The organism is Streptomyces sp. DSM 15324 (assembly GCF_001514285.1).
Lineage (GTDB): Bacteria > Actinomycetota > Actinomycetes > Streptomycetales > Streptomycetaceae > Streptomyces.
The window spans coordinates 321,362-344,992 of the sequence record NZ_KQ949033.1 but is presented as its reverse complement, the minus strand read 5'-3'; the positions used below and the strand labels follow the sequence as shown (position 1 = coordinate 344,992).

Sequence of the window (23,631 nt, the reverse complement as noted above, 5' to 3'; positions counted from 1 at the left end):
GCAGCATCGGAGATGTGAGAAACGCGCCCACGATCCTGCATCTCGACATGGATGCCTTCTACGCCCAGGCGGAGCAGGCGTCCAAACCGAGCCTGCGGGGGAAAGCCGTGATCGTGGGCGGTCTCGGGCCGCGCGGGGTGGTGGCCACCGCCTCCTACGAGGCCCGGGCCTTCGGGGTGCACTCGGCGATGCCCACGGCCCAGGCGCGCCGGCTGGCCCCGAACGCCGCCTACCTCGTCCCGCGCTTCGCCTTCTACCGGCGGATCAGCGACCAGGTCATGGGGCTGCTGCGGGTGCTGTCGCCGCTCGTGGAGCCGTTGAGCCTGGACGAGGCGTTCGTGGACCTGGAGGCCGGGGGAGCGGCCTGGGACGGCGAGTCGGCCCGGCTGGCCAGCATTCGGCTGCGGGCGGACATCCGGGCGGTCACGGGCCTCACGGGGTCGGTGGGCCTGGCCGCCTCGAAGATGCTCGCGAAGATCGCCTCCGAGCAGGCCAAGCCCGACGGCCTGGTGCTCATCGAGCCAGGGACCGAGCGGGCGCTGCTCGGGCCGATGCCGGTGCGGACGCTGCCCGGGGTCGGTCCGGCGACGGGGGACCACCTGCGCCGGGCCGGGATCACCACGGTCGACGAGCTGGCCGAGGCCGGTGAGGACGAGCTCGTGCGCCTCGTGGGCAAGGCGCACGGGCAGGGGCTGTACGCGATGGCGCTGGCGCGCGACGACCGGCCCGTGGTCGCGGAGCGGGAGGCCAAGTCGGTCTCGGTCGAGGACACCTACGACGTCGACATCCATGAGCGGTTGCGGGTGGAGCTGGAGGTGAAGCGGCTGGCGGACCGCTGCGTGCGCAGACTGCGGGGCTCCGGTCTGTCCGGGCGGACGATCGTGCTGAAGGTGCGCCGCTACGACTTCTCCACGCTGACCCGGTCCGAGACGCTCCGCGGGCCCACGGACGATCCGGCGGTGGTGCGGGAGGCCGCCGGGCGACTGCTGGACTCCGTCGACACCACGGGCGGGGTGCGGCTGCTCGGGGTCGGTGTCACTGGTCTGGCGGACTTCACCCAGGAGGACCTGTTCGCCCAGGCCGCGGGGGAGGAGCCGGGCGACGGGGCCGAGGAGGAGGATCCCGGCGAGTCCGCAGTGCCGCAGGCCGGGCCGGCCGAGCACCGGTGGAGTCCCGGCTGTGACGTGGTCCACGCCGAGCTGGGGCACGGCTGGGTGCAGGGGAGCGGGCTGGGCCGGGTCACGGTGCGCTTCGAGACCCCGGAGTCCGAGCCGGGGCGGGTACGGACCTTCCGGACGGACGATCCGGCCCTGACGGCGGCGGAGCCGTTGCCACTGGTACGGCCGAGACCGGACGAGTACGCCGGGGACCAACGGGAGGGCGGCGACCTCGCGACCGGCGGGGCGCGCGAGGGCGGGTAGGACCACCGGGACGCCGAGTAACCGGGTGCCCTGCGGGCCGGCTGGGACCGTGGGGACGGAGGTGCGGGCGGGAGGTGCGGGCGGGACTGCGAGGCCAACGGGGACGGCGGTGCGTACCGGGATGGCGGCGACGGGTGGCGGCCGCCGGGACAGCGGGGGCCACGGGGAGGTCGGCTACGGCGGGGACGACGAGCACCAAGGGGATGGGTGCCCCCGGCTGGCGGGGCGCACGGGGACGGGTGGGACCGCCCGGGACGGGGAGGACCGGGCGTGGTGGCCCTAGGACGGCGTGGATGGTGGTGCTCAGTGGGACTGCGGGGCCCTCGTGGATTGTGGTGCCCCCGGATAGCCAGGCGCGGGGGCGGTGAGGATCACCAGGAGGGTGGCTGCTGCGGAATGGAGGGTGCACGGGGGCGGCGGTGCATACGGGGACGGGTAGGACCGCCGGAAGAAGGGCAGCCGCTGGGACGGCAGGTGCAGGGGGCGGCGACCATCGGTATGGCAGTGACCGCCGGGATGAAGAGGACCGCAAGGGCCGCGGTGCCCAGCGGGATGGCGGTGCCCACGGGTATGGCTGTGAGCAGGGGATGTCTAACACCAGGAGGTCGGCGGTGCGCACCGGATGGCGGGGCGCACGGGGCGGTGAAGACCGCCGGGTTGGTGGGTGCCGCCGGGGTGGTGGGGCGTATGGGGTCGGGTGCCGCCTGGGATGGCGGGGACCCGAGGGGGGCGGTACTCATCGGGACGCGGCGGACGCGGGAACGGCCGGGAGGGCGAGGCCCCCAACGATGGCGTGAGCCGTCGGGATGGTGCGGCGCGCACTGGGACGGGTGCCCGCTGCGGTGGCGAGGACCTTGAGGGGCGGGGGCCCATCGGGACGCGGTGGGCACGGGGACGGCCGTGGCCGTCGGATGGCGGGCGTACGGGGATGAGTGGGGACCGTCGGGATGGCGGGGCCCTCGAGGAACGGCGGGGGACCGCCGGGAGGGGGCTGGTGCTGAATGGCGGGTGCATGGGGACGGTGGTGCCCGGGATGGCGGCGACCTCGGGGACGGGTGGGGGCGGGGGAGGGGGGTGACCGGGACGGTGAGGACCGTCGTGCCTCTGGGGGGCGGCCGTCCGGGTGGTGAAGGGGAGCGTTCTGGTGCTGTCCCCTGCGGGCGACCAGGTCAGGCTTCGTCTGTGCCTGCCAGGCGGCCGAAGTCGTGGTCCGGGAGGGGTGGGGGAGCGGCGACGTCCAGGCCGTAGTGGTGGTAGAGCTGGAGTTCCTGTTCCGGGGAGAGGTGCCGGCCGACGCCGAAGTCGGGCGCGTCCTTGATCAGGGCCCGGTCGAAGGGGACGTGGAGGGTGCCCTCGACCAGCTCGCTGGGTTCGAGGGGGACGAAGGCGTCCCGGGAGAACAGCCCGGTGCGTATCGCGGCCCACTCGGGCACACCGGTCGCGTCGTCGAGATAGACCTCGTCGACGGTGCCGATCTTGGTGCCGTTGCGGTCGAACGCCTTGCGGCCGATCAGGTTGCGCGGATCGATGTCGGTCTGCACGGGCCCTCCACTTGGTCGCAACTCATCCGTAAGCACTACAAAAGAACACATTGGGACGAGCGGCCACTCGAGCCGTCCTCATGGACCTCGCTGGTAGTCTGGCAACGGCTGCTGACCCCGTGCGGGAGAGTCCTCCGGAGATCACCGGAGGCGCCGAAGGAGCAACTCCTCCCCGGAATCTCTCAGGCACACGTACCGCGCGGACGAGGTCACTCTGGAAAGCAGGACGGAAGTCGACGGCGTCGACGGCCTCCGTCCTCACCGACGGTGAAAGCCGGCTGCCCCGGTGGCGGCCGGTGAAGCTCTCAGGTTGAGATGACAGAGGGGGAGGCCGTCCGGGCACCCGTGCCGTGGTGCCCCTCGAAGGTCGCGTCAGACCAGGAGGCCTCAGACATGACCGCCGATCGCATTCCGCTCACCCGGCTCGAACAGGGCATCCCCTTCGAGCAGCGTCACATAGGGCCCGACCAGGAGGCGCGGGCCAAGATGCTCGCGCACGTCGGCTACGGCTCGCTCGACGAGCTGACCGCCGCCGCCGTCCCGGACGTGATCAAGAACGCCGACGCGCTCGACCTGCCGGGCGCGCGCACCGAGGCCGAGGTCCTGGCCGAGCTGCGCTCGCTGGCCGACCGCAACCAGGTCCTCGGCTCCATGATCGGCCTCGGCTACTACGGCACCTTCACGCCGCCGGTCATCCTGCGCAACGTCATGGAGAACCCGGCCTGGTACACGGCCTACACGCCGTACCAGCCGGAGATCTCGCAGGGCCGGCTGGAGGCGCTGCTGAACTTCCAGACCATGGTCGCCGACCTCACCGGGCTGCCCACCTCCGGTGCCTCGCTGCTCGACGAGGGCACGGCCGCCGCCGAGGCGATGGCCCTGTCCCGGCGCATGGGGAAGAACAAGAAGGGCCTCTTCCTGGTCGACGCCGATGTGCTGCCCCAGACCATCGCCGTGCTGCAGACCCGTGCCGAGCCGACGGACGTGGAGATCGTGGTCGCCGATCTCGCCGAGGGCATCCCCGCCGAGATCGCCGGACGTGAGATCAACGGCGTGCTGCTCCAGTACCCGGGCGCCTCCGGGGCCGTACGCGACATCAAGGCCGTCATCGACCAGGCGCACGGGCTCGGCGCGCTCGTCACCGTCGCCGCCGATCTGCTGGCCCTGACGCTGCTGAGGTCGCCCGGGGAGCTGGGCGCGGACATCGCCGTCGGGACGACCCAGCGCTTCGGTGTGCCCATGGGCTTCGGCGGACCGCACGCCGGATACATGGCGGTCCAGGAGAAATTCGCCCGCAGCCTGCCCGGACGGCTCGTCGGGGTGTCCGTGGACGCGGACGGGCACAAGGCCTACCGGCTCGCGCTCCAGACGCGTGAGCAGCACATCCGCCGGGAGAAGGCCACCAGTAACATCTGCACCGCCCAGGTGCTGCTCGCGGTCATGGCCGGCATGTACGCCGTCTACCACGGGCCCGACGGGCTGCGGACGATCGCCGGGCGCACCCACCGCTATGCCGCGGTCCTCGCCGCGGGCCTCACGGCCGGCGGGGTCGGGGTCGTGCACGGCTCCTACTTCGACACGCTGACCGTGCGGGTGCCGGGCAGGGCCGGCGAGATCGTCGCCGACGCCCGCGGGCGCGGGGTCAACCTGCGCCTCGTCGACGCGGACCACGTCTCGATCGCGTGCGACGAGACCACGGGGCGGGCACAGCTGGCCGCCGTGTGGGCCGCCTTCGGTGTGGACGGGGACGTCGAGGCGCTCGACGCCGCCGCCGGGGACGCGCTGCCCGAGGGGCTGCTGCGCACCGACGCGATCCTCACCCACCCCGTCTTCCACCAGCACCGCTCCGAGACCGCGATGCTGCGCTACCTGCGCCGGCTGGCCGACCGGGACTACGCGCTCGACCGGGGCATGATCCCGCTGGGCTCCTGCACCATGAAGCTCAACGCGACCACCGAGATGGAGCCGGTCACCTGGCCCGAGTTCGGGCAGCTGCACCCCTTCGCGCCCGCCGAGCAGGCCGAGGGCTACCTCACGCTCATCCGGGAGCTGGAGGACCGGCTCGCCGAGGTCACCGGGTACGACAAGGTGTCGCTCCAGCCCAACGCCGGATCCCAGGGCGAGCTGGCGGGGCTGCTGGCGGTACGCGGTTACCACCGGGCGAACGGGGACGAGCAGCGGACGGTGTGTCTCATCCCGTCCTCCGCGCACGGCACGAACGCGGCGAGCGCCGTGATGGCCGGGATGAAGGTCGTCGTCGTGAAGACCGCGGAGGACGGCGAGATCGACGTCGAGGACCTGCGGGCCAAGATCGAACGGCACCGCGACGAACTGGCCGTCCTGATGATCACGTACCCGTCGACGCACGGGGTGTTCGAGGAGCACGTCGCCGACATCTGCGCCCAGGTCCACGAGGCGGGCGGGCAGGTCTACGTCGACGGCGCCAACCTCAACGCGCTCGTCGGGCTGGCCAAGCCGGGCCACTTCGGCGGTGACGTCTCCCACCTGAACCTGCACAAGACCTTCTGCATCCCGCACGGCGGCGGCGGTCCCGGCGTCGGCCCCGTCGCCGTACGGTCGCACCTCGCGCCGTATCTGCCGAACCACCCGCTCCAGCCCGCGGCCGGGCCGGAAACGGGTGTCGGACCGGTCTCGGCCGCGCCCTGGGGCTCCGCGGGCATCCTGCCCATCTCGTGGGCGTACGTGCGGCTCATGGGCGGCGAGGGGCTGAAGCGGGCCACCCAGGTGGCGGTGCTCAGCGCCAACTACATCGCCAAGCGGCTCGAACCGCACTACCCGGTGCTGTACACCGGCCCGGGCGGGCTGGTCGCGCACGAGTGCATCATCGACCTGCGGCCGCTGACCAAGGCGACCGGGGTGAGCGTGGACGACGTGGCGAAGCGGCTGATCGACTACGGCTTCCACGCGCCGACCATGTCGTTCCCGGTGGCGGGGACGCTGATGATCGAGCCGACCGAGTCCGAGGACATCATCGAGCTGGACCGGTTCTGCGAGGCGATGATCGCCATCCGTGCGGAGATCGAGAAGGTGGGCTCGGGGGAGTGGCCGGCGGAGGACAACCCGCTGCGCCAGGCCCCGCACACCGCCGGTGCGCTCGGCGGGGAGTGGGAGCACGCGTACACCCGTGAGGAGGCCGTCTTCCCGGCCGGGGTGTCCGTCGCCGACAAGTACTGGCCGCCGGTGCGCCGGATCGACCAGGCCTTCGGCGACCGGAACCTGGTCTGCTCGTGCCCGCCGCTGGACGCGTACGAGGACTGATCGGCAGGAAGTGCGGGGCCCGTCCGGATGCCGGACGGGCCCTCGCCCGTTCTCAGGCCGTCGCCACCGTCGCCAGGGACACCTCGGTCGCCTTGATCAGGGCGATGACGTCGGAGCCGACAAAGAGCCCGAGGTCGACGGCCGCTTCCTTGGTGATCGCCGCGGTGAGCTCCCCGCCGGCCACGGAGACCTTCACGACGGCCATGACGGTGCCGGTCGTCAGCCCGGTGATGGCGCCGGGGAACTGGTTGCGGATGGAGAGGCCCTCGACTCGGTGGGTGGCCAGGGAGACCTCCGTCGACTTCACCAGCGCGTGGACGGCGGTGCCGGGGGTGAGGCCGAGGTCCTGCACGGCGTCCAGGGTGATGGCCGCCGTGAGGACCTGTCCGCCGTCCAGACGGACCTGGACGGCGGCCATGACCTCGCCGGGGTGGACGGCGGTGACGGTGCCGGGGAGCTGGTTGCGGATGCTCAGGGTCATGGGCACCCACGGTAGGGCCCCGAGCCGTTCATGCCGGGTATGCGTGGGTCTGTGCCGCTTTGACTGTCGCCCAGACCGCTGTGCCCGGGTGCAGGTCCAGCTCCGCGGCGGCGACGGTCGTCAGGTCGGCGGCGAGCGGGAGTTCGCCCGTCAGGGCGGCCCGGATCTGGTCGCCGTGGGTCTCCAGACCCGCGACTTCGCACCGCCAGAGGTTGCGGGCGCTGGAGCCGGTGGGCCGGTCGCGGTGGAGGGTGACCGCGCTCGGCGGGAACGCGACGAACACCGGCCCGGAGAGGGTCTCCGTGGTGGTGACGGCCGGACCGGTGTCCAGGCGCACCGTGTGGCCGTCGGCCCGGCCCCGGTAGAGGTTCAGGCCGACCAGCTGCGCGATGTAGTCGGTGCGCGGACGGCGGGCGATGTCGGCGGGGCCGCCCTCCTGGACGACGCGGCCGTCCTCGACGACGACCAGGCGGTCGGCGAGGACCATGGCGTCCAGCGGGTCGTGCGTGACGAGCACGGCGACCGCCGCGAACTCGGCCAGATGACGGCGGAGCTGGGCCCGCACCTCCAGCCGGGTACGGGCGTCGAGGGCGGCGAGGGGCTCGTCCAGGAGCAGCAGGCGGGGGCGGACGGCGAGGGCGCGGGCCAGGGCGACGCGCTGGGCCTGGCCGCCGGAGAGCCGGCGGGGTTTGGTGCCGGCGTGCGCGGCCAGCCCCATGCGGTCCAGCCACGCGGCGGCCACGGCCCGGGCCTCGGCTCTGCCCGCGCCGTGGCAGCGCGGGCCGAACGCGACATTGTCCAGGGCGCTGAGGTGCGGGAACAGCAGATAGTCCTGGAAGACCACGCCGACCGGGCGGGCCTCGGGCGGGGTGCGCTCCAGAGCCGCGCCGTCCAGGCGGAGGTGCCCGCCGGTGAGCGGGACGAGACCGGCGAGGGCGCGCAGGGCGGTGGTCTTGCCCGCGCCGTTGGGGCCGAGCAGCGCCACGACGTCGCCGGGGGCGGCGGTCAGGGCGACGTCGAGACGGAAGGAGCCGCGGTCGACGACGAGTCGGGCGTCGAGGCCCTCGCCGGGCCGGAGCGCGGGGCCGGCGGTGTCCTTGCCGAGTGTGGTCATGACGCGGTCATCCAGCGGTCGCGCAGCCCGGCGAGGACGGCGATCGACACGGCGAGGAGTACCAGACTCAGGGCGACGGCCGCCTCCGGGTCGCTCTGCAGGGCGAGGTAGACGGCGAGCGGCATGGTCTGGGTGCGCCCCGGGAAGTTGCCCGCGAAGGTGATGGTCGCCCCGAACTCGCCGAGGGCGCGGGCCCAGGCGAGCACGGCGCCGGCCGCGATGCCCGGCGCGATCAGGGGGAGCGTGACCCGGCGGAAGGCGGTGAAGCGGGAGGCGCCGAGGGTGGTGGCGGCCTCCTCGTAGCGCGGGTCGGCCGCCCGGAGCGTGCCCTCGACGCTGATGACGAGGAACGGCAGCGCCACGAACGTCTCGGCGACGACCACGCCGGCCGTGGTGAAGGGCAGGGTGATGCCGAACCAGGAGTCCAGCCACTGACCGATCACGCCGTTGCGGCCGAGGGCCAGCAGCAGCGCCACACCGCCCACCACCGGGGGCAGGACCAGCGGCAGGGTCACCAGGGCGCGGACCAGGCCCCGGCCGGGGAAGTCGGTGCGGGCCAGCAGCCAGGCGAGGGGCACCCCGGTCACCAGGCTCACCGCGGTCGCCGCCGTGGCGCAGACCAGGGACAGCCGCAGGGCCTGCCAGACCTCGGGGCTGGTGAGCTGCTTGGGCAGGGTGTGCCAGGGCGCCCGGACGAGGAGCGCGACCAGCGGCAGGAGCAGGAAGGCCAGGCCGAGCAGGGCGGGGACGAGCAGGGCGAGCGGGACACCCGTGCGGACGCGGGCGGGCCGCGGGCCGCCCTCCGGGGCGTCCGCTGCGGCCTGCTTCGCGGGTGGGGTCACGGCTGCAGGAACCCGGCCTCGGTGAGGACCTTCTGCCCGTCGGCGGAGCGGACCAGCGCGATGAAGGCCTTGGCGGCCTCGGCGTTGGGGGCGTCCTTCAGCAGGGTGATCGGGTAGTCGTTGACAGCGTCGGCGGACTCGGGGAACTCCACACCCTCCACCTTGTCACCCGCGGCGTGCACATCGGTCTTGTAGACGACGGCCGCGTCCGCCTCCTTCAGTTCGACCTTCGTCAGGGCGGCCTTGACGTCCTGCTCGTAGGAGACGGGGGTGAGCTCGAGGCTGCCGGCCGCCAGTGCCTTCTGGGCGGCGGCGCCGCAGGGCACCTCCTTGGCGCACAGCACGACCTTCAGCCCGGACTTGGTGAGGTCCTTGAGGGAGGAGACCTTGTCGGGGTTGCCCGGCAGGGTGGCGATCTCCAGCTGGTTGCGTACGAAGGTGACCGGCGCGGTGGCGTTGTCCTTGGCGTCGGTCACGATCGCCATGGTCTTGGGGCTGGCGGAGGCGAACACATCGGCCGGGGCGCCGCCCGTGATGCTCGCGGCCAGGGTGTCGCTGCCGCCGAAGTTGAAGGTGACCTTCGTGCCCGGGTGCGCCTCCTCGAACTCCTGGCCGAGCGCGGTGAAGCTCTCCTTCAGTGAGGCGGCCGCGAAGACCGTGACCGTGCCGGAGAGCTTGGCGGAGCCGGAGGCGGAGGGCGAGGCGTCCGACTTGGCCGACGTGTCGCCGGAGTCGCCGGAGGAACACGCGCTCAGGGCCAGCAGCGCGGCGACCCCCACGCCGGTCACCTGCGCGGCGCGGCGGGTACGGCGCTCGGTACGGGTCATCACGGTGTACTCCTCGGTCTCGGCGGTCCCTCGAACGGCCCAACATCATGATGATGCCGCATATGCCAGGCAGGTGTCCTCTTGGGGTTCGCATAATCCGGGGTGATCGGGGTGGCGGGTCCGCAGGTGCGTTCGTACGGAGGTGTCGGCCCGCCGCGGCGGGCTCGCTTCCGGCGGGGTTCAGACGCGGTCGATGTGCACGTTCGTGGACTTCACGCGGGCGGTGGCCTCCATGCCGACCTCCAGGCCCAGCTCCTCGACGGCCTCCCGGGTCAGCAGCGAGACCAGCCGGTGCGGGCCGGCCTGGATCTCCACCTGGGCGGCCACGTCGCCGAGCTTGATCGCGGTGACGATGCCGGGGAAGGCGTTGCGCACCGAGGTGTACGGGGCGTCCTCGTCGGTGTTGTCCGTGCGGGCGAGGGAGACCGAGAAGGCGGCCAGGTCCTTGCCGTCGATGAGGCGCCGTCCGCCCTCGTCCCGGTGGGTCGCCACCCGGCCGGCGTCCGCCCAGCGGCGCGCGGTGTCGGGGCTCACGCCGAGCAGCCGTGCCGCCTGTCCGATTGTGTAGCTCTGCATGCGGGTCACGATAGGGCCGCGGTGCTCGCAGAGGGGGCGGAGGGGGCGTACGTCAGCCCGGTGGGGTCGGGAGGTGGGCCGGGTGGGTCCGGGAGGTCGGCCCGGAGGGTCCGGAGTTGGGCTGGTGGGATCCGGGATGTGGGCCGGGAGGGTCCGGGATGTGGGTCGCTGTGGTCCGGGAGGTCGGCCGGGAGGGTCCGGGGGTGGGTCGGTGAGGTCCGGAAGATCGGCGGGTGGGGACCGGAAGAGCAGCTGCTGTGGAGCGGGAGATATCGGCCGAAAGGGACCGGGAGGCCAGTCAGCAGCGGCCGGAAGGTGAGCCGGTGGGGTCTGGGAGGGCGGCCTGTGGGACCGGAAGGTGAGCCGGTGGGGTCTGGGAGGGCGGCCTGTGGGGCCCGGAAGGTGAGCCGGTGGGGTCCGGGAGGGCGGCCTGTGGGGACCGGAAGATGGGCCGGTGGGGTCCGGGAGGCCGGCCTGTAGGGACCGGAAGATGAGCCGGTGGGTCCCGGAGGGCGGCCTGCGGGGACCGGAAGATCAGCCGGTGGGTCCGGAAGATCGGTCGGCAAGGACCGGAAGATGAGCCGGCAGAGACCGGAAGATCAGCCGGTAGGACCGGAGATCAGCCGACAGAGACGAAAGATCAGCCGGTGTGGACCCGGGGGCGGCGTGAGCGGTTTGGTTCGGCCTCGCGCAGGACCTCGCGGGTGACCGGGGCGACCTCGCCCTGGCCGAACAGGAAGAAGCGCAGGAAGTTGGCGAAGGGGTTGCCCTCGGTCCACTCGAAGTAGATGTGCGGGATGCAGCCGGTGCTGTCGCGGGTGTGCAGCAGCAGGGCGGCCAGGGCGTTCGGGATGGAGGAGGACTCCAGGGTCAGCACCCGGTAGCGGTTGTGCAGCACCTCGCCGCGGACCGTCAGGCCCGCCTCGAACTCGGAGGGGTCGAGGACGGTCACCTCGACGAAGACGAAGTCCTCGCCGGGGAGGTCGTTGTCCTCGCGGATCTGCTCGATCTTGTCGCGGTACTCGGCCTTGTCGCGCTGGTCGGGCTCGTTGGCGATGAACCGCAGCTTCCGGCTGGCCATGTCCCGGATGAAACGTTCCGCCATCGGGTCCAGCGTCACGCTCGTCACCCGTAGCTCGAAGGCGCGGGCCAGCCGGGAGAGGAGGGAGACGAGGATGATGCCGGCGATGAAGCAGGCACCGATCTTCACACCGTCCGGGCGCTCGATCACGTTGACGACCGTGGTGTAGAGGAACACCGCGGAGATGACCGCGAAGCCGACGGCCCATCCGCGCTGTGCGGCCTTGTGGGCGGCGATGGTGACGGCGATCGCGGCGGAGCTGATCAGCACCAGGACACCGGTGGCGTAGGCGCCGCCCTGGGCGTCGACGTTGGCGTCGAAGATCCAGGTGACCAGGAAGGCGACCAGGGTGAAGACGATGACCATCGGGCGGACCGCGCGCGCCCAGTGCGGGGCCATGCCGTAGCGCGGCAGGTAGCGGGGCATCAGGTTGAGCAGCCCGGCCATCGCGGAGGCGCCGGCGAACCAGAGGATCGCGATGGTCGAGATGTCGTAGACCGTGCCGAAGGCGTTGCCCAGGTACTCGTGGGCCAGGAAGGCGAGGGCGCGGCCGTTGGCCTGGCCGCCGGGCTCGAACTCCTTCTCCGGGATCAGCAGGGTGGTGATGAAGCTGGTCGCGATCAGGAAGACGCTCATGATGAGGGCGGCGGTGGTGAGCAGCTTCTTGGTGTCCCGGATCCGGCCGGTGGGGGTCTCCTCCGTGTCGCCCGCGTCGCCCTTGACGTGCGGCATGACGGCGACACCGGTCTCGAAGCCGGACAGGCCGAGCGCGAGCTTGGGGAAGACGATCAGGGCCACGCCGACCATCGCGAGGACGTTGCCGTGCTCGGCCGTCAGGGCGTCCGCCCAGTCGGTGACGACATGGCCCGCGGTGGCCACGTGCCAGAAGCCGACGATCACGACCACGACGTTCAGCGCGAGGTAGACGCCGACCAGGGCCACGGCGACCCCGATGGCCTCCAGGAAGCCCTTGAGGAACACCGCGCCGAGCAGGGCGACCAGCGCCAGGGTGATGATCATCTGCTTGTCGTGCAGGGCGCTGTTCAGATGGGGGTTCTCCACCAGGTGGGTGGAGGCGTCGGCGGCCGACAGGGTGATGGTGATCAGGAAGTCGGTGGCGGCGAAGCCCAGCAGGGTCAGCACGAAAAGCTTGCCCTGCCAGAAGGACAGCAGCCGCTCCAGCATCGCGATCGAGCCCTCGCCGTGGGGGCTCTCGTCGGCCACGCGCCGGTAGACCGGCAGTGCGCCGGCGAGGGTGACGATCACCAGCACGATGGTCGCGATGGGTGACAGCAGGCCGGCCGCGAGCGCCGCGATGCCGGGCTGGTAACCCAGGGTCGAGAAGTAGTCGACGCCCGTCAGGCACATCACCCGGTACCAGGGCTGGCCCTTGTGCTGCTGCTCGGTCTCGGCCTGCTGACCCTGCTGCGCATGGCCCTTGCCCATGTCGGAGAGGCCCTCCAGCATCCAGGCGCGCAGGCGACCGGGGGGAGGGTGCTCGGTGGTGGCCATACGCGTGCTCCTGGGTGCGGGTCCGGCGTGGGGTTTCGGCCATCACGCGGACGGCGGGTTCAGCGTAAGCGGAGAGTGACGCGCAGGCCCGCGGATGAGAGGCCGGACGGCGTCAAACTTCCGTTAAGACCTCTTCTTAAGGATCGGTTCCTGGAGCGAATGTTTCGGAGCCCTTCCGGTCGCCGACGGTCATCAGCAAGTGCATAGATGCCAGGATTCCCTGTGTTCAAGGGGTTGCCACCTGTCGGAGGGTGTCTCTAGGGTGCGGCAGCAGCGAAGCTTTCTGGATCTGGTTCGAAACTTTCGATCTACCAAGGAGCGCATGATGGGCGACCCGGCACTGTCCCGCCGCGGCTTCCTGGCGGCCTCCGCCGCAGCCGGTGTGAGCATGACGGCACTGAGCGGCTGCGGCGGCGACTCGGACGGAGGGTCGTCGGGGACGACCACGATCGAATGGTGGAACATCTCCACCACCCAGCCCACCAAGGACGTCTGGGCCGCGCTCGCCAAGCGGTTCGAGGCCCAGAACCCCAAGGTGAAGGTCAAGATCGTCCAGATGGAGAACGACCCCTACAAGTCGAAGATGACCGCGCTGACCGCGTCCGGGAAGCTTCCCGACATCTTCCACACCTGGGGCGGCGGTGTCCTCCGGCAGCAGATCGACGCCGGGCTCGTCGAGGACCTGACCGACCGGAGCAAGGGCTGGGGCGACGGGCTGCTCAACGTCGCCCGCCAGCCGTACCTCTTCGACGACAAGGTGTACGGCATCCCGTTCGACATCGGCATGATCGGCTTCTGGTACAACAAGGCGCTCTTCAAGAAGGCCGGCGTCGCCGCTCCCCCCACCACCTGGAGCGCCTTCCTCGACGCCGTGAAGAAGCTGAAGGCCGCGGGGATCACCCCGCTCGCGCTGGCCGGCAAGGAGAAGTGGCCGGGCATGTACTACTGGGCCTACCTCGCCATGCGCACCGCCGGTATCGACGCCCTGCGCAAGGCGAACGACGCCAAGGACTTCACCGGCGACGGGTTCGTCCAGGCGGGGCAGCACCTCCAGGAGCTCGTCGACCTCCAGCCGTTCCAGAAGGGCTTCCTCGGCGCCGCCTACAGCACCCCCACCGGCCAGGCCGCCACCATGGGCAACGGCAAGGCGGCCATGGAGCTGATGGGCCAGTGGGCGCCGGTGGTCGAGGCCGACTCGGGCAAGGGGATCGGCGCCGACCTCGGCTTCTTCCCGTTCCCCGCCGTCGACGGCGGCCAGGGCGCCATCACCGAGGTCTTCGGCGGCGGCGGCGGACACGCCCTGCGCAAGGGGGCCCCGCAGGCGGCCGTCGACTTCCTGAAGTTCTTCGCCTCGGCCACCACCGACACCGAGCTGGTCAAGAAGACCGGAGTGCTGCCCGTCGTACCGGCCGCCGAGAGCGCCCTCACCGACCCCAACCTGTCCGCCGTACAAGCCCAGTTGAAGGCCGCCACCGGCTTCCAGCTCTATCTCGACCAGGCGTACGCGCCCGCCGTCGGCCAGGAGGTGAACGACAGCGTCGCCGCGCTCATCGCCGGATCCAAGTCCGCCCAGCAGGTCACCGAGTCGATCACCAAGGTCGCCAAGGAAGAGCAGTAGCCGGATGGCCTCGACCTACCTCCCGGACAAGCGCAGCACCCCGGACACCGGCCGGCCGCCGCCCCCGCCCGTAGCAGCCGGCCGGACCCGGCGCCGGGTGCTGCACTGGCTCACCGCCGTCGGCTTCCAGGTGCCCGCCCTGGTGCTGTTCGGCACGCTGGTGCTGCTGCCGATGCTGTTCGCCCTGTACGCCGCGTTCTTCCGGTGGGGCGGCTTCGGCATGCCGGACGACTTCATCGGCGGCGACAACTTCACCCGCCTCTTCCAGGACCCGGTGTTCATCGGCGACCTGTGGCGCTGCCTCGTCCTGGTCGGGCTCTCGCTGCTGCTCCAGCTGCCGTTCGCGCTCGCCCTCGCCGTCGCCCTCAACCAGAAGATCCGCGGGCGGGCCGTCTACCGCATGCTGTTCTTCGCCCCGTACATCCTCTCCGAGGCGATCACCGGCGTGCTGTTCAGCATGATCTTCGCCCCCGGCGACGGACTGGCCGACCATCTGCTGGGCGCGGTCGGCCTGGACGGGCTCGGCGGGCAGTGGTTCGCCGACCCCTCCACCGTGATGGCCACCCTGTTCCTGGTCATGACCTGGAAGTACTTCGGCTTCCACATGATGCTCTACCTGGCCGGACTCCAGTCCATCCCGGCCGAGTTGACGGAGGCCGCGCTGATCGACGGGGCCGGGCCCTGGCAGCGGTTCCGCAGCGTCACCCTGCCGCTGCTCGCGCCCACGCTCCGCATCAGCGTGTTCCTGTCGGTGATCGGCGCCATCCAGCTCTTCGACCTCGTGTGGATCGTCACGGCCGGCGGCCCCGACCACCACTCCGAGACGATGGCCGTGACCATGTTCCAGTACGGCTTCAAGCGCTACCAGGTCGGCTACGCCAGCGCCATCAGCGTGGTCATCTTCGGCATCAGCCTCGTCTTCGCCCTCGCCTACCAGCGGTTCGTACTCCGCCGCGATCTGGAGGGCGCCACCACGACCATGCGAGGAGGCGGCGCATGAGCGTCCGCAGAAGGGGCCGCACCCTTCCCCTGCACGCCGCGCTGGTGGTCGTCGGCGCCGTGATGGCCGTACCGCTGCTGTACGCCGTGCTGTCCGGCTTCAAGTCGACCGACCAGCTCTCCCGCAACCCCTTCGGGCTGCCCGACCCGTGGGTCACCTCCAACTACACCGACATCCTCGCCTCGGGCTCCTTCTGGCAGTTGCTCGGCTCCAGCACGGTGATCGCGGCCGGGACGACGGTGGTGGTGGTCGCGGTGTCCGCGCTCGCCGCGTTCTCCTTCGCGCGGTTCGCCTTCCGCGGCCGCGAGCTGCTGTTCACGCTGTTCACGATGGGGCTGATGTTCCCGTTCGCGGTGGCGGTCCTGCCGCTGTTCCTGCTGCTGCGCTCGATGGACCTGCTGGACAACCCGCTCGGGGTGATCCTGCCGCAGGCCGCCTACGGCGTGCCGATGACGATCGTCATCCTGCGCGGCTTCTTCCGCGAGATACCGGCCGAGCTGGAGGAGGCGGCGACCCTCGACGGCTGCGGACCGCTCGCCTTCTTCTGGCGGATCCTGCTGCCGATGGCCCGGCCCGCGCTCGGCACGGTCTCCGTACTCGCCGTCGTCGCCAGCTGGAACAACTTCCTGCTGCCCCTGCTGGTCTTCAACGAGCCGTCGTGGTGGACGCTCCCGGTCGGTGTGCAGCAGTTCCAGGGCCAGTACTCCTCCGAGTACGCCCGGATCTTCGCCTATCTCGTCCTCGCCATGGTTCCCGCCCTGGCCTTCTACTCCGCCGCCGAGCGCCAGCTCGTCGGCGGTCTCACCGCCGGCGCCACGAAGGGATGAGCCGCGCCTGCCCACGCCCCACCGACCGTGAGGAGTCGCACCATGTCCAGCACCGTCCGCACCCGGCTGAGACTCGCCGGAGCGCTCGCCGCCGTCCTGGTGGCCGCCGGGATCGCCGGCGGGCCCGCCGCCCAGGCCCAGGACAAACCCCGGCCCACCCTCGCGGACCTGGCCGAGCGCCACGGCCGCTACTTCGGCAGCGCCACCGACAACCCCGAACTCACCGACACCGCCTACACCCGGATCCTCGGCAGCGAGTTCGACATGATCACCCCCGGCAACGGTATGAAGTGGTACGCCACCGAGCCTCAGCAGGGCGTCTTCGACTGGACCGCGGGCGACGAGATCGTGAACCTCGCCCGGGCGCACCACCAGAAGGTGCGCGCCCACACCCTCGTCTGGCACAGCCAGCTGCCCGACTGGCTCACCAGCCGGCAGTGGACGGCCGACGAGCTGCGCGCCGTACTGAAGAACCACATCCAGACCGAGGTGCGCCACTACCGGGGCAAGGTCTACGCCTGGGACGTCGTCAACGAGGCGTTCAACGAGGACGGCACCTACCGCGAGACCGTCTTCTACAAGACCCTCGGCCCCGGCTACATCGCCGACGCCCTGCGCTGGGCCCACCAGGCCGACCCCAGGGCCAAGCTGTACCTGAACGACTACAACATCGAGGCCGTCGGCCCGAAGAGCGACGCCTACTACCGGCTGGCCAAGGAGCTGAAGGCCCAGGGCGTCCCGCTGCACGGCATCGGCCTGCAGGCCCATCTCGCGCTCCAGTACGGCTATCCGACCACCCTGGAGGACAACCTCCGCCGCTTCGCCCGCCTCCGCCTCGACACCGCGCTCACCGAGGTCGACGTGCGCATGCTGCTGCCCGCGACCGAGGAGAAGCTCGCCCAGCAGGCCGAGTGGTACCGCGACATGACCGAGGCCTGCCTCGCGGTGCGCCGGTGCGTCGGCATCACGATCTGGGACTACACCGACAAGTACTCCTGGATCCCGGCCTTCTTCCCCGGCGAGGGAGCCGCCCTGCCCTGGGACGAGCAACTCGCGCCGAAACCGGCGTACACCGCGATCCGGCAGGCGCTCCGCCAGGGGGCGAACAACTGAATCCGAATCCGACCAAGCCCTACCAGGGCCGGTCGGAGTTCTTCGGCGGTGCCGTGCTGGAGCGGATCACCAGCTCCGTGCCCAGTTCCACCCGCGGTGAGTCGGGGTGCTCGCCGCGGGCCAGGCGCAGGACCGTGCGGGCGGCCAGCTTGCCCATGTCGGCGAGGGGTTGGCGGACGGTGGTCAGCGGAGGGGCCGACCAGCGGACCTCGGGAAGATCGTCGAAACCGACCACGCTCATGTCCTCCGGGACGCGCAGTCCGCGCCGGCGCAGCGCCTCGATCGCCCCCAGGGCCATCTGGTCGCTCGCCGCGAAGAGCGCGGTCGGCGGTTCGGGGAGGTCGAGCAGGGCCGTGCAGCCGGTGAAGCCCGACTCGGGGTGGAAGTCGCCGGGGACGACGAGGCTTTCGTCGACGGTGACGCCGGCGCCCTCCAGGGCGGCCCGGTAGCCGTCGTGGCGGGCGCGGGAGCACAGCAGCCGGGGCGGCCCCGCGATCAGGCCGATGCGGCGGTGGCCCAGGGCCAGCAGATGCTGGGTGGCGGCGAGGCCGCCGGACCAGTTGGCGGCGCCGATCGTCGGGGTGTCGAGGGCGGGGGAGCCCATCGGGTCGACGATCACCAGCGGGACGCTCAGGATGCGCAACTGCTCGTGCAGCGTGGGTTCCAGGGCCGAGGTGACCATGATGACGCCGTCGGAGGCACGCGCGCGCAGATTGCGCATCCACTCGCGGGCGTCCCCGGAGCGGCCGTGGATCGCCGAGACGACGGTGCCCACCCCGGCCGCGTGGGCGACCTCCTCGACCCCCCGGATGATCTCCACCGCCCACGGGCTGTCGAGGTCGTTGAAGACCAGGTCGAGCAGGGCCGCTCGGGACGCGGAGGGAGCGGCGGGACGTTTGCGGTAGCCGTGCTCGCGCAGCAGTTCCTCGACGCGCGCACGGGTGCCGGGGGAGACGTCGGAGCGGCCGTTGACCACCCGGGAGACGGTCGGCACCGAGACGCCGGCCCGGCGGGCGATCTCCGTGATCGTGACCTTGCCGCGGCCCGCGGATGATGTGCCGTCCGCCGTCATTCCCCCACCTCCGTCGCCTCGTTCCGGGCGCGGTGCCGAAACTTCCAGGAGTCTTCCGGAAAACCTGCGCGTACGAAAGGGAAGGCAGGGACTACGCGGAGTGAGCGCGCCGGACACGCGTCGGGGCCGGTTCGCAACGGCCCGCTGCGGTCCGGCCCCTCGAAGTCCCCGGACGGCCCTCCCGCGCCGTCCGTTGCTGCTCAGGCTGCGGTCATGACCCGGTGCGGGGCGATGACCCGGCCGTCCGGCAGCAGCTCACCGGTGTCCTCGAAGAGGAGGACGCCGTTGCACAGCAGGCTCCAGCCCTGTTCCGGGTGGTGCGCCACGAGCCGGGCGGACTCCCGGTCGGCGGAGGTTGCTGGCGGGCACGGCGGCTGGTGCTGGCACATGGATGGGTTCTTCCGCTCTGGCGTGATGTGTGTGGTGAGTGTGGTCGAGTCTGTCCCGCGGCGTGAAGCGTCGTGTACGTCGTTCATGGCCGCCCCCCGTTGTGATAAGTCGGTCGGAACCCAGTGTTGCCCCACGGACGTCGTTCCGCAGGGATTTCGCGGCACCGCCTCTCACAGGTTCATGACGCATCACCCGCGCGGGCGGTTCATCTCAACCGCACTGTCACTTCGGGTGGTTTCCAGTGGCCGGATAGGGCTAGTCCGGACGGGGACGCGCGGACGAACACCGCGGACGGCGCCGTACCCCGGCGCCGGGGTACGGCGCCGGGGTACGGCGCCGGGGTACGGCGTTGGGGCGGTGCCGGAGTACGGCGTAGGGGTGACTGCGGTCCGCGGGAGCGGTACCGCGTCAGGCGGGCGAGCCCAGCAGGGGCGGCGGGGCCGTCGGGGGCACCCGGAGGGTCAGCACCGGGAGCAACTCGGCGACGCGGTGGGCGCGATGGGCCGCGATGCCGGGCGGTGCCGGCGCCAGCGGCACCAGCAGATCGGTCGCCGCGGGATGACCGGTGGTCCCGTCGGAGTCGGTGTCGCCGTGCAGCCAGAGGGTGAGCATGTAGAGCCCGGGCACCGACAGCAGCCGCGCCTGGTACGGCTGGGTCGCCGACTCGGCCTGCCGCAGGGCGCGTTCGGTGGAGGCGATGTAGGGGCCCTCGAAGAAATGGGAGAACGCCCAGCCGTCCGGGGTGAGCCGGGTCTCGGCCGCTGCCACGGCCCGGTCGCCGCAACGGATCAGGAAGCGCCAGCCGGCCAGTCGCGTCGCGGACACGCCCTCGGGGGTGATCCGGTCCAGGACGTGCAGGGGCAGCGGGAGTTCGGGGGTGGCCTCGTCCTGGGCGGAGCGCAGGGACGGAGTTCGGGCTTCACGGACCGCGGTGGGGGAACCGAGGGCCGTGAGGACGGAGCGGAGGGCGGGCGCGGGAGCCGGAGGGACGTGCAGCGGCATGATGGGTCGCCTCTCATTCACAGGCGGTGGCGCGAGGGCGGGGGCGGACGGCGCTGTCAGCTAGCTCTCGTGAAGGTCGGAGAGGCAGGGGCCGGGGTCTTCGGACAGCCGGGGTGCGCGAGCGGCCCGCCGTCACCTGGACGACAGGCTCCTCCGACCGCGGGGCCACCTTCTCCGCCTTGTGCGAGGAGTTTATACGAAACGTGTTCAGACTGTGTTTCGTCTAGCCGCTTCCGGGACACCCGGCAAGTGTCCATTCGGTCGGCGATACGTGTGAATTATCCCGATTCAGAGCGGTGGGCGCCGCGATGACCTCGGGTTATGCGCACGCAGTGGTCGGCCCATTCTCGTCGGACTTTTTCACGAGTTCCCGAGTTCGAGTTCCGCGAGATAGTGAAAGAGTGGTCTGCCGCTTGCCCCGTGAATGTGCCTCCGGTCAGTCCGGTGCTTCCGGTCAGCGTAGCGGGTGCCGGGAACCGGCGGGGACGTTATCGATCGGTCCGGCTGGGCATCATCACACCTGACCCGGGAGACCGGCGGCCGGACCACCGGCCCGCCCATGGGAGGAGGGACGCTTCGATGGGGGAGAAGGTCGCGGCGGGCGCGTTCGATCTGTCCGACCGGCAGCAGTACCGCGCCAAGCTCCGAAGGTGCCTGACGGGGCTGGAGCGGCTTCTGGCCCAGAAGCGCTTCGACCGGCCGAAGAACCTCATGGGGCTCGAGATCGAGCTGAATCTCGCGGGCGCCGACGGCCTGCCGAAAATGCTGAATGGTGAAGTACTCGAACGGATAGCGAGCCGAGACTTCCAAACAGAACTCGCCATGTTCAACCTGGAAGTCAACATAGCCCCACACCGATTGGGCGGGCGGGTATTCGACCGGCTCGCCGAGGAACTCCGTACGTCACTGGCATATGCCCATCGAAAGGCGGGCGAGGTCGACGCCGGAATCGTGATGATCGGTATTCTCCCGACTCTCGACCGTGACGACCTGGTGTCCACCAATCTTTCCGACGTCGACCGCTACACCCTGCTCAACGACCAGATCGTGGCCGCCCGGGGCGAGGACTTCGCCCTCGACATCGACGGCGTGGAGCACCTGTCGTGCACCTCCAAGTCGATCGTCCCCGAGGCCGCCTGCACCTCGGTGCAACTGCACCTCCAGGTCACCCCGGCCCGCTTCGCCGACGTGTGGAACGCGGCGCAGGCCGTCACCGCCGCGCAGATCGCCGTGGGCGCCAACGCGCCCTTCCTGTTCGGCCGCGAGCTGTGGCGCGAGTCCCGGCCCCCGCTGTTCACCCAGGCCACCGACACCCGGCCGCCCGAGCTCCAGGCACAGGGCGTACGGCCGCGCACCTGGTTCGGGGAGCGGTGGATCAGTTCGGCCTACGAACTGTTCGAGGAGAACCTGCGCTACTTCCCCGCCCTGCTGCCCCTGTGCGACGACGAGGACCCGCTGGAGGTGCTGGAGGCCGGCGGGATCCCCTCGCTGGCCGAACTGGTCCTGCACAACGGGACCGTCTACCGCTGGAACCGGCCCGTGTACGGCATCGCCGACGGCGTCCCGCACCTCAGGGTGGAGAACCGGGTGCTGCCCGCCGGACCCACCGTGACCGACGTGATCGCCAACGCGGCCTTCTACTACGGCCTCGTCCGCGCCCTCGCCGAGGACACGCGGCCGGTGTGGTCCCGGCTGCCGTTCGAGGCGGCCGAGGCGAACTTCGACGCGGCCTGCCGGTACGGCATCGACGCCCGCTTGCAGTGGCCGCGGCGCGGGCGGCTCGGCGGCGTGGGCGAGGTCGACGCGGTCAGTCTCGTACGGGAGGAGCTGCTGCCGCTCGCGGAGGCCGGGCTCGACGCCTGGGGGGTGGAGCCGGCCGACCGGGACCACTACCTCGGGGTCATCGAGGAACGGTGCCGGCGGCGGGCGAACGGGGCCACCTGGCAGGTGGCGACGTTCCGGCGGGCCGTGGACGCGGGGCTTTCGCGGGACGCGGCGCTGGCGGCGATGACGCGGCGCTACGCCGAGTTGATGCATCTGGGGGAACCGGTGCACACGTGGCCCGTGGGATTGCCGGAGGTGGTCGGAGCACGGTGAGGTTCAGGGGCGCGAGGGGGGCGCTCCCGGGTCCGGGGTGGTGGGGACCGGTCGCGTGGTGCCCCACGCCCCTTCAGGTCGGCATGCGCCTCCTCGGCCGTCAGGGGAGGGGCGGTCGCCGTCGCTTTCGTGTCATCGGGCAAGCTGTGGTGTCCCTTGAACGGAAGCGGGTGTGCGGGTGGGTGAGGTGTACGACGAGCGGCCGTCTCGGCGGATCTTCCGGGACGAGACACTGCTCGTGCTGGGGCTGTCACTCGGCGCCAGCGGTGTGTCCGCGCTGATCAGTTTCCTCGGATCGGTCACCAAGCCGGGCGGCCTGAAGGACCAGGCGGCGACGCTCAACGCCTCGGCCGCGCCGGGCCGGCCCTGGCTGGACCTCGCCTGGCAGCTCTTCGGGATCGCCTCGGCGCTGGTCCCGGTGGCGCTCGTCGCTCACCTGCTGGTGCGCGAGGGCCAAAGCGGGCTGCGGACGCTCGGCTTCGACCGCAGCCGGCCCTGGTGGGACCTCGGGCGCGGAGCCGGCGTCGCGGCCGTCATCGGCAGCACCGGTATCGCCTTCTACCTGCTGGCCCGCGGGCTCGGCTTCAACCTCACCGTCGTCCCCGAGGCCCTGCCGGACGTGTGGTGGAAGTTCCCCGTGCTGATCATGTCGGCGCTCCAGAACGCCATCCTCGAAGAGGTCATCGTGGTCGGCTATCTGCTGCGCCGCCTCGGACAGCTCGGCTGGACGCCCGGCACGGCGCTGGTGGCCAGCGCCGTACTGCGCGGGTCGTACCACCTCTACCAGGGCGTCGGCGGGTTCATCGGCAACATGGTGATGGGCGTGGTGTTCGTCCTGCTGTACCGGCGCTGGGGTCGGGTCGGGCCGCTGGTGGCGGCCCATGCGCTGCTCGACATCGGCGCTTTCGTGGGGTACGCGCTGTTGGCCGGGAAGGTGTCCTGGCTGCCCACGGCCTGATCCGCCGGCCGCTCACCAGGCCAGCAGCTCGCCCTCGATGACCGTCACCGCGCGGCCGCTCAGCAGCGTCCGCCCGCCCCGCAGATCGGTGCGCACCCGGCCGGAGCGCGGGGAGGCCTGGAGACCGGTGAGCGCGGTGCGGCCGAGCCGCTCGCTCCAGTACGGGGCCAGCGCCGTGTGGGCGCTGCCGGTGACCGGGTCCTCGTCGATGCCGACGTTCGGGAAGAAGCAGCGGGAGACGAAGTCGTAGCCGAGGGCGGGGTTCTCGGCCCGGGCCGTGGCGATGATGCCGCGCCGGGAGTGGGCGCCGAGCGCCCTGTGGTCCGGCCGCAGGGCGTGCACGCTCCTCTCGTCGGCCAGCTCGACCAGCAGGTCGCCCAGGTGGGGGCCGGTGTCGAGGGCGGTGAGCGGTTCGGCCCCGAGGGCCTCGGCGACCCCGTCCGGCAGGGCGACCTCGGTGAGCGGAGCCGTGGGGAAGTCCAGGGTCACCGATCCGTCCTCGGCCGGGGTCGCGACGAGGACGCCGCTACGGGTGGCGAACCGCACGGGTCCGGTGTGGGCGCCCGTACCGAACAGGACGTGGGCGGTGGCCAGGGTGGCGTGGCCGCACTGGTCGACCTCGACGGCGGGGGTGAACCAGCGCAGCGCCCAGTCCGCCTCGCCGCCCGGCGGGAGGGGGTGCGCGAAGGCCGTCTCGGCGTGGTTGACCTCCAGGGCCACGTTCTGGAGCCGGTCGTCGCCCGGGAAGGCGTCGAGGAGCAGGACCCCGGCCGGGTTCCCGGCGAAGGGACGGTCGGTGAAGGCGTCGACGATTCGAATCCGCATGGCCGTGACGGTAGGGGCTCGGCCGGCCCGCCGACCAAGGCCAATCCATGACGCC

Annotated in this window: 19 protein-coding genes and 1 riboswitch; of the genes, 8 read left to right on the top strand and 11 right to left on the bottom strand. The window is 71.6% G+C overall.

The genetic code is table 11. The features are described 5' to 3' along the window. Positions 1-14: 14 nt before the first annotated feature. Positions 15-1,421 (top strand): DNA polymerase IV, encoded by a 1,407-nt coding sequence (locus tag AQJ58_RS31370; protein WP_067256248.1) that lies wholly within the window; start codon positions 15-17, stop codon positions 1,419-1,421. Between the two features lie 1,169 nt (positions 1,422-2,590). Here the strand turns inward: AQJ58_RS31370 and AQJ58_RS31365 are convergent. Further along, entirely contained in the window at positions 2,591-2,962 is a 372-nt protein-coding gene (locus AQJ58_RS31365; RefSeq protein ID WP_067256247.1) for a PRC-barrel domain-containing protein, read from the bottom strand. 112 nt (positions 2,963-3,074) lie between these two features. Next, positions 3,075-3,170: riboswitch (glycine riboswitch) on the top strand. A gap of 185 nt (positions 3,171-3,355) precedes the next feature. On the opposite strand from AQJ58_RS31365, the gene gcvP reads away from it, so the two are divergent. Next, complete coding sequence (gene gcvP / locus AQJ58_RS31360) at positions 3,356-6,241, top strand: aminomethyl-transferring glycine dehydrogenase (RefSeq protein ID WP_067256245.1); 2,886 nt, start codon at positions 3,356-3,358, stop codon at positions 6,239-6,241. 52 nt (positions 6,242-6,293) lie between these two features. Here gcvP and AQJ58_RS31355 read toward each other — a convergent pair whose 3' ends face one another. The 6 genes from AQJ58_RS31355 to AQJ58_RS31330 all read right to left on the bottom strand — a co-directional run bounded on the left by AQJ58_RS31355 (position 6,294) and on the right by AQJ58_RS31330 (position 12,674). Then, entirely contained in the window at positions 6,294-6,722 is a 429-nt protein-coding gene (locus AQJ58_RS31355; protein WP_067256244.1) for a TOBE domain-containing protein, read from the bottom strand. A 28-nt stretch (positions 6,723-6,750) separates the two neighbouring features. Further along, positions 6,751-7,836 carry an ABC transporter ATP-binding protein gene (locus tag AQJ58_RS31350; RefSeq protein WP_067256242.1) on the bottom strand — a complete coding sequence of 362 codons (1,086 nt, stop codon included), beginning with the start codon at positions 7,834-7,836 and terminating at the stop codon, positions 6,751-6,753. Next, entirely contained in the window at positions 7,833-8,678 is an 846-nt protein-coding gene (locus AQJ58_RS31345) for an ABC transporter permease (RefSeq protein WP_067256240.1), read from the bottom strand. Before AQJ58_RS31345 ends, AQJ58_RS31350 begins: the two co-directional genes overlap by 4 nt. Beyond that, positions 8,675-9,505 (bottom strand): molybdate ABC transporter substrate-binding protein, encoded by an 831-nt coding sequence (gene modA / locus AQJ58_RS31340; protein WP_067256238.1) that lies wholly within the window; start codon positions 9,503-9,505, stop codon positions 8,675-8,677. The genes AQJ58_RS31345 and modA overlap by 4 nt, the downstream gene beginning before the upstream one ends. A 180-nt stretch (positions 9,506-9,685) precedes the next feature. Next, positions 9,686-10,081: a TOBE domain-containing protein gene (locus AQJ58_RS31335; RefSeq protein ID WP_067256237.1), complete on the bottom strand. Its 396-nt coding sequence runs from the start codon at positions 10,079-10,081 to the stop codon at positions 9,686-9,688. A gap of 640 nt (positions 10,082-10,721) precedes the next feature. Continuing rightward, positions 10,722-12,674 carry an APC family permease gene (locus tag AQJ58_RS31330; protein WP_067256235.1) on the bottom strand — a complete coding sequence of 651 codons (1,953 nt, stop codon included), beginning with the start codon at positions 12,672-12,674 and terminating at the stop codon, positions 10,722-10,724. Positions 12,675-12,999: 325 nt separating this feature from the next. On the opposite strand from AQJ58_RS31330, the gene AQJ58_RS31325 reads away from it, so the two are divergent. From AQJ58_RS31325 to AQJ58_RS31310, 4 genes are read left to right on the top strand one after another with little or no spacing between them, the layout of a single operon-like run. Then, entirely contained in the window at positions 13,000-14,292 is a 1,293-nt protein-coding gene (locus AQJ58_RS31325; protein WP_067256234.1) for an extracellular solute-binding protein, read from the top strand. Positions 14,293-14,296: 4 nt separating this feature from the next. Continuing rightward, positions 14,297-15,292, top strand: a complete 996-nt coding sequence (locus AQJ58_RS31320) for a carbohydrate ABC transporter permease (protein ID WP_067256232.1) — start codon at positions 14,297-14,299, stop codon at positions 15,290-15,292. Then, positions 15,289-16,119, top strand: a complete 831-nt coding sequence (locus AQJ58_RS31315) for a carbohydrate ABC transporter permease (protein ID WP_067256230.1) — start codon at positions 15,289-15,291, stop codon at positions 16,117-16,119. Before AQJ58_RS31320 ends, AQJ58_RS31315 begins: the two co-directional genes overlap by 4 nt. Before the next feature lie 42 nt (positions 16,120-16,161). Beyond that, positions 16,162-17,232: an endo-1,4-beta-xylanase gene (locus AQJ58_RS31310; RefSeq protein WP_067256229.1), complete on the top strand. Its 1,071-nt coding sequence runs from the start codon at positions 16,162-16,164 to the stop codon at positions 17,230-17,232. 19 nt (positions 17,233-17,251) lie between these two features. On the opposite strand, the gene AQJ58_RS31305 is transcribed toward AQJ58_RS31310, so the two are convergent. The 3 genes from AQJ58_RS31305 to AQJ58_RS31295 form a co-directional block, all read right to left on the bottom strand. Then, positions 17,252-18,304: a LacI family DNA-binding transcriptional regulator gene (locus AQJ58_RS31305; protein ID WP_067256227.1), complete on the bottom strand. Its 1,053-nt coding sequence runs from the start codon at positions 18,302-18,304 to the stop codon at positions 17,252-17,254. 200 nt (positions 18,305-18,504) lie between these two features. Then, a complete protein-coding gene (locus AQJ58_RS31300; RefSeq protein WP_067256225.1) occupies positions 18,505-18,693 on the bottom strand; it encodes a DUF5999 family protein in 189 nt (62 codons plus the stop codon). 409 nt (positions 18,694-19,102) lie between these two features. Beyond that, on the bottom strand, positions 19,103-19,696 hold the full coding sequence (locus AQJ58_RS31295; protein ID WP_067256224.1) for a hypothetical protein: 594 nt from the start codon (positions 19,694-19,696) through the stop codon (positions 19,103-19,105). A gap of 579 nt (positions 19,697-20,275) precedes the next feature. Between AQJ58_RS31295 and AQJ58_RS31290 the strand changes: the two genes are divergently transcribed. Both AQJ58_RS31290 and AQJ58_RS31285 read left to right on the top strand, forming a co-directional pair. Next, positions 20,276-21,793, top strand: coding sequence for a glutamate-cysteine ligase family protein (locus AQJ58_RS31290; RefSeq protein ID WP_067256222.1), 1,518 nt, complete (start codon positions 20,276-20,278; stop codon positions 21,791-21,793). A 172-nt stretch (positions 21,794-21,965) separates the two neighbouring features. Then, positions 21,966-22,751, top strand: a complete 786-nt coding sequence (locus AQJ58_RS31285; RefSeq protein WP_067256221.1) for a CPBP family intramembrane glutamic endopeptidase — start codon at positions 21,966-21,968, stop codon at positions 22,749-22,751. A gap of 12 nt (positions 22,752-22,763) precedes the next feature. Here the strand turns inward: AQJ58_RS31285 and AQJ58_RS31280 are convergent, their stop codons facing one another. Further along, positions 22,764-23,576: a PhzF family phenazine biosynthesis protein gene (locus tag AQJ58_RS31280; protein WP_067256220.1), complete on the bottom strand. Its 813-nt coding sequence runs from the start codon at positions 23,574-23,576 to the stop codon at positions 22,764-22,766. Positions 23,577-23,631: the final 55 nt, after the last annotated feature.